Origin of the sequence: Corynebacterium sputi DSM 45148 (assembly GCF_000427865.1) — a bacterium.
In the GTDB taxonomy this organism is placed as follows: domain Bacteria; phylum Actinomycetota; class Actinomycetes; order Mycobacteriales; family Mycobacteriaceae; genus Corynebacterium; species Corynebacterium sputi.
This window is the reverse complement of record NZ_KE386599.1, coordinates 1-15774: the sequence shown is the minus strand read 5'-3', so window position 1 is coordinate 15774 and position 15774 is coordinate 1. Positions and strand designations below refer to the sequence as shown.

Here is a 15774-nt window from a genome sequence, read left to right as displayed (position 1 = left end):
CCCAAAAAAAGCACCGCCGTCTGAACCGGCGGGTGAGTTTTCCGGCCGACCTATGGAAGGTGCGGCCGGACGGAAAGGTGTTTTCATGTCGGGTGAGGCGGAGAAGAAGCAGAAGTTCGGCCCGTGGGCGCCGAATGCTCAGGTCATGGCGAATTTACTGCCGTCGGTCGGTCGCCGCGTGCGACTGGAAGGCGCAGCCGCAGAGGAGATTCCGGCGGATGCGGACACGTGGATCGTGGCCGTCCTGGATGGCGATGACGGCCTGGAATTGATCGCCACCGGAGCTCTGGGGGACCACTCGGAAGACGTCCTTCGCATGCTCGTCGCCGTTGGTGCGAAGGGTTCGTTGGAATCAACCACTCGCATCCCCGCACCAGAGGGAATCGATACCGATTCCATCGTCGCGGTCGGCCTCGGTGACGAGGATCCGTCTGCTGATGATGTCCGCCGCGCAGCCGGTGCGGCGATGCGTGCGACCTCCGGGTCGGAGAAGATCGTGTCGACGTTGGGTGTCCTTGACGTCGTAGGCGCTCTCGAGGGCGCCGGTCTCGGCGGTTACTCCTACAAGGGCCTTAAGGGCGCAAACAATGGCAAGGACAACGGCAATGGCGATTCCCCGCTGACCGTCACCGTCCTCGGTGCTAGCGATGAGCAAGTCGCCCGTGCCGCCAGCGTCGTCGACGCGGTGTGCACCGCCCGCGACCTGGTGAACACCAACTCCGCGGACCTGTACCCGGAGTCCTTCGCCGCTGTAGCTTCCGCGCTGGCGGAAGACTCCGGTTTGGAGGTGGAGGTGCTTGACGACGTCGCCCTCTCCGAGGGCGGCTTCGGCGGCCTCACCGCAGTCGGCGCTGGCTCCTCACGCGGACCTCGTCTGGTCCGACTGATTCACCGCGGTGGCGAGCGAAAGTTCGGGCTCGTCGGCAAGGGCGTCACGTTCGATACCGGTGGAATCTCACTGAAGCCCGGTGCTCAGATGGGCAACATGATCTCCGATATGGGTGGCGCCGCCGCTGTTATCGCGACCGTCACCCTGGCTGCTCGCCTGAACCTGCCCCTTGAGGTCACTGCCACGGTGCCGATGGCAGAGAACATGCCGGACGGCCTGTCCTACCGACCTGGTGACGTCATCACCCAGTACGGCGGCACGACCGTTGAGATCCTCAACACCGATGCCGAGGGCCGTCTAATTCTGGCCGACGCCATCGTTCGCGCCTGCGAGGATGACCCGGAGTTCCTCATCGATACCGCCACCCTCACCGGCGCTCAGCTGGTGGCTCTGGGCAACCGCACCCCAGGTGTCATGGGAACGGAGGAGTTCCGCGACCGAGTGGCAGAGCTCTCCCGTGAGGTCGGCGAGGGCGGCTGGGCAATGCCGCTGCCGGCAGAACTGGCGGAGGGATTGAAGTCTCAGATCGCCGATCTGCAGAACATCGGAGCCGGCCGTGAAGGCGGTATGTCTGTGGCTGGTTCTTACCTGCAACACTTCGTCTCTGACGACGTGGAGTGGGCGCACATCGACATCGCTGGCCCGTCTTACAACACCTCCTCGCCGTGGGGATACACCCCCAAGCGCGGTACCGGCTCGCCGGTGCGGACCCTGCTTGCGGCACTGGAGGACGTCACGAACAACGGCGCATCCGAGGATTCAGAGAACTAACGCCGCGACACACCGCCCTCACTGCCTTGCCGGCGACGTCGGCAGGCAGGTTGGGGGGCTGGTGAACACGGGTTTTACCGGGGGTTCACCGTCGGGCCCAACCCGCCAGGCACACGGTGTTCACACCAGGCGACACATTCGCGGATTAGTCACGGTACGCTGTGATTGATTACTCACAAGTCGCGAAAGTCGAGGAGTGCACCAACATGGCGACCTCAATCGAAATGCCGGAACTCGGAGAGTCCGTTACCGAAGGCACCATCACCACCTGGCTGAAGGAGGTCGGAGACTCAGTAGAGGTCGACGAGCCTTTGCTGGAGGTATCCACGGACAAGGTCGACACGGAGATTCCGTCTCCTGTCGCCGGCGTTCTGACCAAGATTCTGGCTGAGGTCGACGACACCGTAGAGGTCGGTGCCGCGATCGCAGAAATCGGGGACGAGGGCGAGGAAGCATCCTCCTCCGATAACGGTTCCGATGAGGCCGAGGAAGAGCCCGCTGAGGCGCCGGCCGAGTCCGACGACTCCGGTTCCTCTGAGGCATCCTCCGGCGGCTCCGGTGAGAGCACCGACGTCGAGATGCCGGAGCTCGGCGAGTCCGTCACCGAGGGCACCATCACCACCTGGCTGGTCGAGGTCGGAGACACCGTCTCCGTCGATGACCCGCTGCTGGAGGTCTCCACCGACAAGGTCGACACCGAGATCCCCTCCCCGGTCGCCGGTACTGTCGTCGAGATCCTCGCTGAGGTCGATGACACCGTCGACGTTGGAGCAGTCATCATTCGCATCGGCGAAGAAGGCTCCGCCCCGGCCAAGAAGGACGAGCGCAAGCCGTCCCCGGCCGCCACTGAAGGTGCACCGGTCGAAGACGCCGATGAGCCCGAGGTCGACGAGGACGCAGCGGATGAGCCGTCCACCGAGGAGGAGGCTTCCTCCGGCGGATCCGGTGAGACCACCGACGTCGAAATGCCCGAGCTCGGCGAGTCCGTCACCGAAGGCACCATCACCACCTGGCTGAAGGAAGTCGGAGACACCGTCGAGGTCGATGACCCGCTGCTGGAGGTCTCCACCGACAAGGTCGACACCGAGATCCCCTCCCCGGTCGCCGGCACCCTGGTCGAGATCCTCGCTGAGGTCGACGACACTGTCGACGTCGGCGCCGTGATCGCTCGCATCGGTGAAGAGGGCGCGGCTCCGGCCAAGAAGGCGGAGCCCAAGAAGGAAGAGAAGAAGCCGGCTCCGAAGAAGGAAGAGCCGAAGCAGGAAAAGAAGGAGGAGCCCAAGAAGGAGGCTCCTAAGGCTGCACCGAAGCAGGAGGAGAAGAAGGAGGAGCCGAAGAAGGAAGCTCCGAAGTCTGCTCCGAAGAAGAGCTCCGGTGACACCCCGTACGTCACTCCGCTGGTCCGCAAGCTCGCTGAGCAGCACGGTGTCGACCTCAACTCCATTGAGGGCTCCGGCATCGGCGGCCGTATCCGCAAGCAGGACGTGCTCAAGGCAGCTGAGGGTGGAGAGTCCGCCGCTCCGGCAGCCGAGGAAAAGGCACCGCGTCCGGGCGTTCGTCCGGAACTGGCCGAGCTCCGCGGCACCACCAAGCGCGTCAACCGCATCCGCGAGATCACCGCGTCCAAGACCCTCGAGTCGCTGCAGACTTCTGCTCAGCTGACCCAGGTCCACGAGGCCGACATGACCGAGGTCTGGGAACTGCGCGCCGAGAACAAGGCCGCGTTCCAAGACAAGCACGGCACCAAACTGACCTTCCTGCCGTTCTTCGCCAAGGCTGCTGTTGAGGCTCTGGTTCTGCACCCGAACGTCAACGCTTCCTGGGATGACAAGACCAAGGAGATCACCTACCACGACCGCGTGAACCTCGGCATCGCCGTGGACACCGAGCGTGGACTGCTCTCCCCGGTCATCCATGACGCGCAGGACATGTCCCTCGCTGAGCTGTCGGCCGCGATCATCGACATCGCTGACCGCGCACGCAACAACAAGCTCAAGCCGAACGACCTGTCCGGTGGCACCTTCACCATCACCAACATCGGCTCCGAGGGTGCGCTCTCTGACACCCCGATCCTGGTTCCGCCGCAGGGCGCGATGATGGGTACCGGCGCTATCAAGAAGCGCCCGGTCGTTGTCACCGAGGGTGACAGCGACGCCATTGGCATCCGTGCCATGGTCTACTTGCCGCTGACCTACGATCACCGTCTGATCGATGGCGCTGACGCCGGTCGCTTCCTGACCACGATCATCGCCCAGCTGCAGGCCGCGGACTTCGACCTCGAGCTCGACTAGTTTCGCCCGCGACCGGGCGCCAGCCCGATCTCACCCACCGCCCCGCACTCCGAGTTTGGAGTGTGGGGCGGTGGGCGTCGTAACGCGTCTTTTCCTGACCGCGTACGGTGTAAGCCATGGCAGACGTCATTGATCAGGACACCCCCCTGCAGTCGGACTCAATCCGGGCGTCCGACGGCCCACTGGAGTTCATAGAACTCGGCACCGTGGACTACTCCGAGACCTGGCACCGCCAGCAGGACACCGCGGACGCCATCGCGACAGGCGAGGCCCCGGACCAGGTGTGGATGCTGGAACACCCAAGCACCTACACCGCAGGCAAACGCACGCAGCCAGAGGACCGGCCGACCAACGGGACTCCAGTGGTGGACGTCGATCGCGGCGGCCGCATCACCTGGCACGGCCCCGGACAATTGGTCGCCTATCCCCTAGTGAAACTTCGCGAGCCGCTGGACGTGGTCGACTATGTTCGCCGGATCGAAGAGGCCATCCTCAAGGTGGTGCACGACCTGGGTCTGACCGATGCCGGACGCGTCGAGGGACGCTCTGGGGTCTGGCTGCCCGCCGGGATCTCCCAAGGCGTGATTAAGCCCGCTAGGAAGGTCGCCGCGATCGGCATCCGAGTCACCCACGGGGTCACCATGCATGGGCTGGCGATCAACGTCGATAACTCCCTGGAGCACTACGACCACATCGTTGCCTGCGGGATTCCTGACGCTGGCGTCACCACTCTCGCCGCGGAACTTGACCGCGAAATTTCCGTCAACGACCTGATTGCACCGATGGCCGAGGCTATCGACGCTGCTCTGTCAGGCGCACTCCACCTCACCGAAAGCACCACGTAGGATCACGAATATGCCACAAGCACCTGAAGGCCGCCGCCTCCTACGCATCGAGGCGAAGAACGCAGAAAGCCCGATCGAGCAGAAGCCCCGCTGGATCCGCACGACCGCTAAAACCGGTCCGGAATACCAGGCGATGCGCGAGCGAGTGACCTCCTCATCTCTGCACACCGTCTGCCAGGAGGCTAACTGCCCCAACAAGTACGAGTGTTGGGAATCCCGTGAGGCGTCGTTCCTCATCGGTGGCGACGTCTGTACCCGTCGCTGCGCGTTCTGCAACATCGCTACCGGCCGCCCGGATGGCCTGGATCGCGACGAGCCGCGCCGTGTCGCTGAGAACGTCCGCGAGATGGGCCTGCGCTACGCCACCGTCACCGGCGTTGCCCGCGATGATCTTCCGGACGGCGCGTCTTGGCTCTACGCCGAGACCTGCCGCCAGATCCACGAGCTGAACCCGAACACCGGTGTCGAGCTCCTCATTGACGACTTCCGTGGCGATGAGAAGGGCGCAGAGGCCGTCTTCGAGTCCCGCCCGGAGGTCTTCGCCCACAACCTGGAGACTGTCCCGCGCATCTTCAAGGTGATCCGCCCGGCGTTCAATTACGAGCGCTCGCTGGAAATGATCCAGGCTGCCCGTGACTACGGTCTGGTGACCAAATCCAACCTTATCCTCGGCATGGGTGAGACTCGCGAGGAGATTCTCAGCACCATGCACGATCTGGTGGAGTCCGGCACGGACATCCTCACGATCACCCAGTACCTGCGCCCCTCCCCGCTGCACCACCCGATTGACCGGTGGGTCAAGCCGGAGGAGTTCGTGGAGTTCTCGGACATTGCAAAGGAAATCGGCTTCTCCGGCGTTATGGCCGGCCCGTTGGTGCGTTCCTCGTACCGCTCGGGCAGCCTGTACGCCCGCGCGAAGGCCGCCCGCGGCGAAGCACTGCCGGAGCACCTCATCGGCCTGGAAGAGGACGGCTCCTCCGATCAGGAGGCGTCGAAGGTTCTGGCCAAGTTCGGCGCTTCCACTGACACTCCGGTTGCAGCAATGAATTAGCCTCCCGACGTCCCCTTCTCCCCACCCCTCTCCCGCCACTGAGGAATAGGCCAGGAAATGGGTAGGGAAAGCAGTCAAGACCCCGTTGAGCGAATGCAGTTCGCCACCTGTGAACGCCCCGTGACCTCCCGATGAGGTTCGGGGCGTCATTCATGCCTTAGACTCAGGATCATGGCGAAAGACGACGTTGACGTAAAGGCCTTCAAGAAGGCTCAGAAGGAAGAGAAGCGCGCGAAGCGCAAGGCTACCCGCAGTCAGATGTGGCAGGCCTTCAAGATGCTCAAGGGACGAGACAAGAAGCTCATCCCGATCATGCTGCTGGCCTTCCTCGGCCCGGTGGTTGTGTTCGTGGGCCTGGGTATCTTGCTCGGTGGGTTCTGGATGTGGACTATGCCGATCTTCGGCATCCTGTTCGGAATCATGGCTGGCATGTGGACCTTCTCGCGTCGTCTGCAGAACAACTTCTACTCCGAGGCTGAAGGTCAGGCCGGTGCTGCTGCGTGGGCACTGGATAACCTGCGTACCGGTGTAGGCATCGTGTGGCACACCAAGAACGCCGTCGCTGCGAACCAGCAGATGGATGCGGTGCACCGCGTTGTCGGTAACCCGGGCGTTGTCCTGGTCGGTGAGGGCAATGAGCACCGCGTGCGCCAGATGATGGCCAAGGAGAAGCGCGCCCTCTCCCGCATCGTCGGCGAAGCCCCGATCTACGAGCTCATGGTTGGCTCTGAGGAGGGCCAGACCCCGGTGAAGAACATCCAGCGAGTGCTGTTGCGCTTCCCGCGTAACTACAACAAGGCTCAGGCCAATGCCCTGAATACCCGACTGGAGACCATGGACCGCAACCGCGACATGCGTAATCAGCTCCCGGGTGGCCCGGTCCCCAAGGGTGGCAATGTCTCCGGCATGAACCGTCGTGCTCGTCGTGCCTCTGATCGAAGCAACGGCAAGGGCTAACGACCATTCGCCTGTCGCCCCCACGCTGTCCGGAATTGACCGGAGCGTGGGGGCGATTTTTTATGCCTGGCGGCTCGTTTATCCGCTGCAATTCGCCGGTGACCCCGTTCGAGGAACACCGAAAAACGACCACCGTGTTGACCTGCGGTTTCTCCAGGGAGTGAACGACGGCCTTTACCGAACCGGGTCACCGAACTGCGGTTATCCCCTGATGACAACCGTTCCGGTTGCGCGGTCGTGCATGCCGCGGCCGTCGGAGTCCTGAACCACCGGCGGGAGCACAAACGCGGTCAACACGGTGCGGACGATCGGGCGCCAGATACCCACGCCCTGATCCGGGCGATCGACGCGTGCCACACCCATGCCAAGCATCATGTGCCCCGGAGTACGGGAGAAGAGGATCACGGAGAGGGATCCAACGATGATGAAGATCGGCAGAGTCCAAATAGCGGAGAAGTTCTGGAACGCCATGTAGGTGTCTCCACCGAACCGGTCGAGCTGCTCGCCACTGGGGCCGAACGGTAGGAAGAGCACTCCAGTAATGACCATGCAGACGACCCAGTCAAGCAAGAGAGCACCGATTCGGCGGCCCAGGCTGGCGATGGATCCCGGTCCGGTCTTTTCAAGCCCGAGGTTCTCACCGGCGTACTTGGAGACTTTTTCGGGGTTGTCGTATTGACCCGGGACCTGCGGTCCTTCGAGCCAGCTTCGGTTGTCGGCCATAGGCCCAGCATAGCTGCCGATCGGAGAATCTCTGACTTGGGCTGGTGGACGTTGAAAGGGACGTCGGGAAGCCCCATAAGTTAAACCGAAATCAACACCACCGCAACGCGTGGGAGACAATTCGATATAATCGCCGACATGGCCTTGGACGGTCCGCCAATCGCGGCCCGTCCGCCAGGTCTTCCGGCGGGGCACCCCAACGCACGTATTTGTCCGAGCCTCGTCGGCTGACAATCTGCTACTAGGAGCATGAACGTGGGTTTCACCTCACCCGAGGACGTCGTCAAATTTATCGAGGAAGAAGACGTCCAGTTCGTTGACGTCCGCTTCAGCGATGTGCCAGGAACGGAGCAGCACGTTACTGTTCCGGCACACCAGTTCACGGTCGACGCGATGGAGGAAGGCCTGGCCTTCGACGGTTCGTCGATCCGCGGCTTCACCACCATCGACGAGTCCGATATGACGCTGCTGCCGGATCTGGCCACCGCCCGGGTCGATCCGTTCCGCAAGGCAAAGACGCTGAACGTCCGTTTCTTCGTGCACGATCCGTTCACCCTGGAGCCGTTCTCCCGTGACCCGCGCAATGTTGCGCGTAAGGCCGAGGAGTACCTGGTGTCCACCGGTATCGCAGACACCTGTTTCTTTGGTGCTGAGGCGGAGTTCTACGTCTTCGACAGCGTCAAGTACGCCACCGACACCAACGTTGGCTACTACGAGGTCGATTCCGTTGAAGGCTGGTGGAACCGCGGCGAGGACACCAACCCGGATGGCTCCACGAACCTGGGCTACAAGACCCGGATGAAGGGCGGCTACTTCCCCACCGCTCCGTACGACCACTACCAGGACCTGCGCGACGAAATGTGCCAGGAGCTGGACCGCGGCGGATTCGAACTGGAGCGCGCCCACCACGAGGTCGGCACCGGTGGACAGCAGGAGATCAACTACCGGTTCAACTCCCTGCTGCACGCTGCCGATGATCTGCAGGCGTTTAAGTACATCATCAAGAATGTCGCGTGGCGTAACAACAAGTCCGTGACCTTCATGCCGAAGCCGCTGTCCGGCGACAATGGCTCGGGCATGCACGCCCACATGTCCCTGTGGAAGGACGGCAAGCCGCTGTTCCACGATGAGTCCGGTTACGCCGGCCTATCCGACATGGCGCGTTACTTCATCGGCGGCATCCTGGAGCACGCTGGCGCTGTTCTGGCGTTCACCAACCCGACGCTGAACTCCTACCACCGTCTGGTCCCGGGCTTCGAGGCTCCGATCAACCTGGTCTACTCGCAGCGCAACCGTTCGGCCGCTGTGCGTATCCCGATCACGGGTAACAACCCGAAGGCCAAGCGCATTGAGTTCCGCGCGCCGGACCCGTCATCCAACCCGTACTTCGCGTTCGCCGCGATGATGATGGCTGGCCTGGACGGAATCAAGAACCGTACCGAGCCGCACGCCCCGGTCGACAAGGACCTCTACGAGCTGCCCCCGGAGGAGGCTGCTGGCATCCCGCAGGCACCGACTTCTCTGGAGGCTTCCCTCGAGGCTCTGCGCAAGGACCACGAGTTCCTGCTCGAAGGCGACGTCTTCACCGAGGACCTCATCTCCACGTACATCGACTACAAGTACGAGAACGAGATCGCTCCGGTCCGCCTGCGCCCGACCCCGCAGGAATTCGAGATGTACTACGACTGCTAGGTCGTACAAGCTCGAAACCCGCTTCCCGACGCTCCCCTCACCCACCGTTCCACGGCCGGGCGAGGGGAGTTTCGCGTTAGTAGGGACGGCACCTATTCAGCCTGGGCGAGGAACTCCTGGAACTGAGCCAGGATCATCTTCGTTGCGAGCGGTCCTGCGTTCTGGAACCAGATGGTGTCGTCGACTTCGTGGGCGTTGTCAGCAGCGACGGCGTCGAGGTTTTCCCACATCGAGCTGACTTCTTCTTCGACCTCAGCACTGCCTCCCATGGCGCCGTAGATGATCATGTCGCCGTCGAGCTGGGTGAGTTCTTCGGAGGAGATGTCGACTGAAACGTCCTCGTCGGGGGCGACGTCCGGAGAGCGGAATCCGGACTCGAGGGTCGCCATTCCTGCAGTGGATTGGGCCCCCATGGCACGGATGCGGTCTTCCTAGAAGCGGATGAGAGATACGACCTCGTCGTCATTCGAGTGCGACTCGTCGATGTCAGCTGCCTGTGCGGACAGGTCATCGAGGACAATCTCGGCTTGTTGCTGTTTACCAAGCGACGCCGCCAGCAGCAGATAGTCCTCGCGCCACTGCGGTGGAGCGCCCACGGACAGAACTGTCGGGGCGATCTTGCTCAGTTCCGGGTACAGATCCTCAAGACCACTCTGGTTGCCCAGGATGAGGTCCGGCTCAAGTTCCGCGATGGCCTCAAGGCCGGGGTCGGTGCGTTGTCCGACCGAATCGATCTGATCCAACCGTCCGGCAGACTCGGGAGCGGCCTCTCGCAGGCACTCAGGGATGAGCTCTGCACCTGTGGCGTTGGTTGCGCCTAAGGGAACGACACCGAGACTCAGAGCCGCATCGAGCTGGCCTCCGCTGATGACGACAATCCTGGAGGGCTCTGATTCAATCTCGGTTGTGCCCATGGTGTGGGTGATCTCGCGGGAATGACACCGTCCTCGGACTCGGAGGAGCCAAAGGCCTCGTCCATCTCCACATCCCCGCCGATGTGATGCAGTCAACTCTGGAACGAATCGACTCCGAATACGGCGGATCGGTCGAATACTTGCGCTCAGGGGGCTTTCAGATGAGCACCTGAGAGGGATGCGTGGGGCTCTGGTGGGGCAACAAACGTCGTAAAGCATGTCTTTACCTGCATTAATCCCTATGGTGATTTATCACACAATCGGGGTTTACGGGTTTGAAACATAGGTGAACAGGCTGGGAAACACCGCTTTCTTAGGCTGATACATGTTCCCGATGGTGGAAAGTATCCAGCCTGCTGAATTTGCACCATCGGTCCTGTCACCGACCTGAAGGAACCACAATGGGTAATACCTCGCCTGAGGCAATCGTTAAGAAGATCAAGGATGAGAACATCGAGTTCGTCGATGTCCGCTTCTCCGACGTTCCGGGACAGGAGCAGCACTTCACCGTTCCCGCCAGCGCATTCGACGAGGACGCTATCGCAGAGGGAATGGCCTTCGACGGCTCTTCCGTCCGCGGCTTCACCACCATCGACGAGTCCGACATGGCTCTGCTGCCCGACCTGGAGACCGCACGGATCGACCCGTTCCGTAAGGCCAAGACGCTGAACGTCAAGTTCTTCGTCCACGACCCGTTCACCCTCGAGCCCTTCTCTCGCGACCCCCGCAACGTGGCCCGCAAGGCGGAGGAATACCTCACCTCCACCGGCATCGCCGACACCTGCTTCTTCGGCGCAGAGGCAGAGTTCTACCTCTTCGACAAGGTCAAGTTCTCCACCGACACCAACCACGGCTACTACGAGGTCGACTCGGTTGAAGGCTGGTGGAACCGTGGCGCAGACACCAACCCGGATGGCTCCACGAACCTGGGCTACAAGACCCGTATGAAGGGTGGCTACTTCCCCACCGCTCCGTACGACCACTACCAGGATCTGCGCGATGAGATGAGCACCAACCTCATGAACGCAGGTTTCGACCTGGAGCGCGCTCACCACGAGGTCGGCACCGGTGGCCAGCAGGAGATCAACTACAAGTTCAACACGCTGCTGCACGCGGCTGATGACCTGCAGTCCTTCAAGTACATCATCAAGAACACCGCATGGAACGCCGGCAAGTCCGCAACCTTCATGCCGAAGCCGCTCTCCGGTGACAATGGTTCGGGCATGCACGCTCACCAGTCGCTGTGGAAGGACGGCAAGCCGCTGTTCCACGACGAGTCCGGTTACGCCGGCCTGTCCGACATGGCTCGCTACTACATCGGCGGCATCCTGAAGCACGCCGGCGCGGTTCTTGCGTTCACCAACCCGACGCTGAACTCCTACCACCGTCTGGTCCCGGGCTTCGAGGCTCCGATCAACCTGGTGTACTCGCAGCGCAACCGCTCCGCCGCGGTCCGTATCCCGATCACCGGCAACAACCCGAAGGCAAAGCGACTGGAGTTCCGCGCTCCGGACCCGTCGTCCAACCCGTACTTCGGCTTCGCTGCGATGATGATGGCTGGCCTGGACGGCATCAAGAACCGCATCGAGCCGCATGCTCCGGTCGACAAGGACCTCTACGAGCTCCCGCCGGAGGAGGCTGCCGGCATCCCGCAGGCACCGACCTCTCTGGAGGCCTCCCTGGCTGCTCTAGCCGAGGACAACGAGTTCCTGCTCGAAGGCGACGTCTTCACCGAGGACCTCCTCGATACCTACATCGGCTACAAGTACGACAACGAGATCGCACCGGTCCGCCTGCGCCCGACCCCGCAGGAATTCGAGATGTACTACGACTGCTAGGTCGTAAACACCTCAGCGAGCACTAAAAACTCGCTTCCCGACGGCCCCGTCCGCCCTGCTCCGCAGGCCGGACGGGGCTTTCGCATGGCCGCCCTCGGGCACCCCCTGGAACGTGTCGATAGCAGAGCTCGCTGGTTCCGCCATACTCCATAATGGCGCTTCTGGAGCGGACTCTGTGGCCTAAATCAACTTCTCAATTGGTGAGATCGCCCCCGGATAAGGGAATCTGACGGCACTTAATATCTCCACAGGTAACAGCGTTGGCGTGGCGCAACATACACGAATGTTTATATGTTTGCAAAGCAATACTAAAATTGTTCGGTGTTGGAAGAACCTGCTGATAATGTGCATTGCATCACGTATTTCAGGGGATTCGGCATAACCGAGGCCTTCGAGGTACCCAGATCTTTCAGCCAGCCAAGTTCTTCCCAAGCGTGAATGAAGATGAACGCAAAGAAGGCACCTGTCGCCAAGCACGACTACATCCGCGAGGATGAGGGCTTTTTCGGCCCCGAGTCCGTCGCATGGAAGGTCTGGACCTTCCCGGCTTCGGCCTTCCAGGGATTCGTTCGTGCTGTAACTATCGAGCACCTCGACCCGGATCTGGCAACTGCCATTGAGCACTCCTGCCAGGTGGTCCAGCGCACTCCGATTCGCTATGACCGAACCATGGAATACTTTGCTGCGGTTTTGTTCGCTGACTCCAAGACCGTTATCAAGATGGCCGACGTGCTAATGAAGGTCCACGGCCGTTCCTACGGTCCGAACCCGGTCACCGGCAAGGACTACGACTCCAACGCGTCGGAGTCCCAGAAGTGGATCCACATCACTGCGTGGCACTCGATCATCTACGTGTACGAGACTTTCGGCCCAGGAAAGCTCTCCCGTGACGAAGAGAATCAGTACTGGGCAGAGTGTAAGACTGCTGCCAAGTTCCAGCCGATCGACCTGACTGACTTCCCGGAGACCCGCGGACAGGCCCAGGAATACCTGGACTCCTGGCGTGAGAAGCTCGGCGCTTCCGAAGCTGCTGTGTTCAACATCGACCACATCCTGGATGCCTTCACCACTGCTTTCCACGGCCTCCCTCGCCCCTTGCAGGTCATTGGTCGTCCGTTCTTCCGCTGGAGCGTCATCGCGACGTACCCGCGTTGGATGCGCAAGATGGCCGGAGTGAAGCAGGGCCCGGTGAAGGATGCCTTCGCCATCGCACTGTGGCGCGTCATCCTCCGATCGGTTTACAAGTTCCCCGCGCTCGAGATGTGGTTCATTGACGCCGTTAACCCGCGTGGAGCAAAGTACGTTGAGCAGGGCGTCCGGAAGATCCCGGCCAAAACCCCTCGTGTTTACACCCCCGAGGTCGCCCGCAAGATGCACGGCGACCCGCGCTCCCCACTGGAGCAGGCCAAGGACATGGCAGCCGCTCGTCAGCAGGGCACCGGCCTGAACCGCTACGGCCACAACCACAAGGATGACATCATCGAGTTCGAGAGCGCTCGCTCGGCCGACGGCTCGGAAATCACCACCCCTCAGAAGGCCAGCTAACTGAGCCTTCAGTGATCGCTGAACCTCGGGTTTAGCCGCACACTAGAACACCGGCCCGCACACACAGTGTGGGCCGGTGTTCTGCCTTTGGTAGACGCCTACTCTTCCATCGAGGATGTAAGCGCATCTGCCATCGCCTGTTGTCCAAGTGAGGTGGGGTGCAATGGGTACGCATCAGTCTGCACACCAAGCAGGTCGACCCACCGTTGCTCAGGCTCGGCGCAGGAGGTGTGGTTGTCAGCGCCCTCTGGCATGACAAACTCGGCGCCATTTCGCTCTGCCGCAGCCTCCACCACATGGTTCAGTTCGGCGATGAGCCCGACCGTCCATTCCTGGTCGGCGTCAGAGATCACCTCCATTCCCACACACACCTCATCCGACTCCGGAACAGAGGCAACCAACGGCATATATCCGGTGGCGAAGACCTCCGCGCCGTCGGTGCGTTGACCGATCTGCTCATAGATCTCGTCGAGTTGTGCCGGCAGGGCATCCATCTCCTGCGCCACCTCCGACTCCAGAAGTCCACGGCAGTCCGACTGCCCCTCACTGCCAGTAGACAACAGCACACAGTCAGCGAGGCGGCCGAAGCCAATATCATTTCCTCCGATGGTGAGCGTCACTATGTCCACCTCTGGTGTCAGCGCTTCAAGCTGCGAAGGCAGCTCTCCATCAGGAGTAGATCTGGGCTGCAGCAGATCATCGGTCACCGCACCCTGGCAGGAGACATCCTCGAAGACGGCAGCGCGCTCCCCCACAAGCGCGGGGTAGTTGTCGATAGTCCGGTAGCAATAGTCAGGGCCCGAACGAGGGCTGTCACGTCCGCCCATTGAGGCGTAGGAATCGCCGAGGGAAGTGAGGTGGGCGTCGGGAAGCGAGATTGTGTCGTCCGGGGCCTCCGGCTGAGGAGGTATATCTTCTGCTGTACCGCAGCCTGCAGCAACGAGAAGAGGCACAAGGACCAGGGGCAGAGACGGCTTCCGATTCATACTCGACCAGACTAACGGCGAATAGTCGCCTGCCCACTCACAAAACCGCCCCGACAGGACCTTTGCGGTCCCGCCGGGGCGGTAATTCACGTCAGCGCAGAGTTATTCAGCTCCAACTAGATCCTCGTCAGAGGAGGTGTTGGTGCTTTCCGGTGCGGACTCCGCAGGAGAAGTGGCCGGTGCTGCCGGTGCGGACTCCGCAGGAGAAGTGGCCGGTGCTGCCGGTGCGGACTCCGCAGGAGAAGTGGCCGGTGCTGCCGGTGCGGACTCCGCAGGAGAAGTGGCCGGTGCTGCCGGTGCGGACTCCGCAGGAGAAGTGGCCGGTGCTGCCGGTGCCGAGGTGGTGGGCTCAGCCGGCTCGACAGGTGCACTGGTCTCCGGTGCTGCCGGAGCAGGCGGTGCGGTGGTCGTCGTGCTTGAGGACGTCGTGGTGCTCGACGTAGCCGACCTGCTCGACGAGGTGCTTTCCTCCGTAGTATCAGCGGAGGTTGATGCACTGCGTGCTGCCGACGATCCTGCAACAGACGACTGAGTTCTATCGGTAGACGGAGGCGGGGTCTGGGAGGATTCGGGCTCCGTAGCGTCGGTCTCTTCCTCTACAGCGTCATCGGCGCTACCCATTCCGAGCTGACGGCCGATCCAGGCCAGGTCCTCACGGGTGGTGACGGTCTCGCGCCAGTCGCGGAAAATCTTGCCCGGGTTGGAGATGTCATCCAGGGTGATCGTGCCGCGGCCGAATGCCCGGTCCCACTGCACGAGGCTGACCTTCGGCAGAATTCCGCTATCGGCATCTTCCTGGATCTTCTTGATCTCCGGCGCACCGATGAGGTTCGGACGGTAGTCACCGTTGACGTCCACGGCCGGGAAGAACGTCACCGAGTGGCCGAGCCACTCGACGCTGACCGGCTCGCGCAGGCCGTAGTCAGAGGTCAGCCAGGCAGCGGTGGTGGTGACGGTCTCGAAGACCGGCTCGTCATTTTCATCGATTGGGTCTGCTGCACGGATAGGTGACAGGTTCTAGTCACGCAGCCAGTGCGGCTGGCGTGTTCATGATGGCCTCGAACTCGATCGGGGTCAAACGTCCGAGGCGGGGTTGGCGACGGCGCCGATGGTAGGTCCGTTCGATCCAGATCACGATCGCGATGCGCAGCTCTTCTCGGCGGGTCCAAGTGCGGCGGTCGAGGACGTTCTTCTGGAGCAGGCTGAAGAACGATTCCATGGCCGCGTTATCGCCGGCAGCGCCGACTTTGCCCATCGATCCGACCATGCGGT

Annotated in this window: 13 protein-coding genes and 1 pseudogene; 8 read left to right on the top strand and 6 right to left on the bottom strand. The window is 62.1% G+C overall.

From position 1 onward, the window contains the following. Positions 1-145 precede the first annotated feature (145 nt). The 5 genes from YWU_RS0113390 (at position 146) to YWU_RS0113370 (ending at position 6804) form a co-directional block, all read left to right on the top strand. Entirely contained in the window at positions 146-1660 is a 1515-nt protein-coding gene (locus YWU_RS0113390) for a leucyl aminopeptidase (protein WP_156892862.1), read from the top strand. Positions 1661-1866: 206 nt separating this feature from the next. Next, positions 1867-3951 (top strand): 2-oxoglutarate dehydrogenase, E2 component, dihydrolipoamide succinyltransferase, encoded by a 2085-nt coding sequence (sucB, locus tag YWU_RS0113385; RefSeq protein ID WP_027020858.1) that lies wholly within the window; start codon positions 1867-1869, stop codon positions 3949-3951. A 116-nt stretch (positions 3952-4067) separates the two neighbouring features. Further along, positions 4068-4796, top strand: coding sequence for a lipoyl(octanoyl) transferase LipB (lipB, locus tag YWU_RS0113380; RefSeq protein ID WP_034647998.1), 729 nt, complete (start codon positions 4068-4070; stop codon positions 4794-4796). 10 nt (positions 4797-4806) lie between these two features. Next, positions 4807-5847 carry a lipoyl synthase gene (lipA, locus tag YWU_RS0113375; RefSeq protein WP_027020856.1) on the top strand — a complete coding sequence of 347 codons (1041 nt, stop codon included), beginning with the start codon at positions 4807-4809 and terminating at the stop codon, positions 5845-5847. A 171-nt stretch (positions 5848-6018) separates the two neighbouring features. Beyond that, entirely contained in the window at positions 6019-6804 is a 786-nt protein-coding gene (locus YWU_RS0113370) for a DUF4191 domain-containing protein (protein WP_027020855.1), read from the top strand. A 201-nt stretch (positions 6805-7005) separates the two neighbouring features. Here the strand turns inward: YWU_RS0113370 and YWU_RS0113365 are convergent, their stop codons facing one another. Then, complete coding sequence (locus YWU_RS0113365) at positions 7006-7527, bottom strand: RDD family protein (protein ID WP_027020854.1); 522 nt, start codon at positions 7525-7527, stop codon at positions 7006-7008. A gap of 249 nt (positions 7528-7776) precedes the next feature. Between YWU_RS0113365 and glnA (YWU_RS0113360) the strand changes: the two genes are divergently transcribed. Continuing rightward, positions 7777-9219, top strand: a complete 1443-nt coding sequence (gene glnA, locus YWU_RS0113360) for a type I glutamate--ammonia ligase (RefSeq protein WP_420805327.1) — start codon at positions 7777-7779, stop codon at positions 9217-9219. 92 nt (positions 9220-9311) lie between these two features. Here the strand turns inward: glnA (YWU_RS0113360) and YWU_RS17720 are convergent, their stop codons facing one another. Further along, positions 9312-9608: an ABC transporter substrate-binding protein gene (locus YWU_RS17720; RefSeq protein WP_156892853.1), complete on the bottom strand. Its 297-nt coding sequence runs from the start codon at positions 9606-9608 to the stop codon at positions 9312-9314. 42 nt (positions 9609-9650) lie between these two features. Next, the gene (locus tag YWU_RS17715) at positions 9651-10133 is read right to left on the bottom strand and encodes an ABC transporter substrate-binding protein (RefSeq protein WP_051260375.1); all 483 of its coding nucleotides are present in this window, start codon (positions 10131-10133) and stop codon (positions 9651-9653) included. Positions 10134-10534: 401 nt separating this feature from the next. Between YWU_RS17715 and glnA (YWU_RS0113350) the strand changes: the two genes are divergently transcribed. Both glnA (YWU_RS0113350) and YWU_RS17030 read left to right on the top strand, forming a co-directional pair. Continuing rightward, positions 10535-11971, top strand: a complete 1437-nt coding sequence (gene glnA, locus YWU_RS0113350; protein WP_027020852.1) for a type I glutamate--ammonia ligase — start codon at positions 10535-10537, stop codon at positions 11969-11971. Between the two features lie 444 nt (positions 11972-12415). After that, on the top strand, positions 12416-13516 hold the full coding sequence (locus YWU_RS17030) for an oxygenase MpaB family protein (RefSeq protein WP_240484148.1): 1101 nt from the start codon (positions 12416-12418) through the stop codon (positions 13514-13516). 98 nt (positions 13517-13614) lie between these two features. Here the strand turns inward: YWU_RS17030 and YWU_RS0113340 are convergent, their stop codons facing one another. The 3 genes and pseudogenes from YWU_RS0113340 to YWU_RS17025 form a co-directional block, all read right to left on the bottom strand. Continuing rightward, a complete protein-coding gene (locus YWU_RS0113340; RefSeq protein WP_027020851.1) occupies positions 13615-14502 on the bottom strand; it encodes an SGNH/GDSL hydrolase family protein in 888 nt (295 codons plus the stop codon). A 102-nt stretch (positions 14503-14604) separates the two neighbouring features. Next, positions 14605-15378, bottom strand: coding sequence for a hypothetical protein (locus YWU_RS18295; protein WP_156892852.1), 774 nt, complete (start codon positions 15376-15378; stop codon positions 14605-14607). A 145-nt stretch (positions 15379-15523) separates the two neighbouring features. After that, a pseudogene (locus YWU_RS17025) lies at positions 15524-15774 on the bottom strand (integrase core domain-containing protein); the annotation flags it as partial.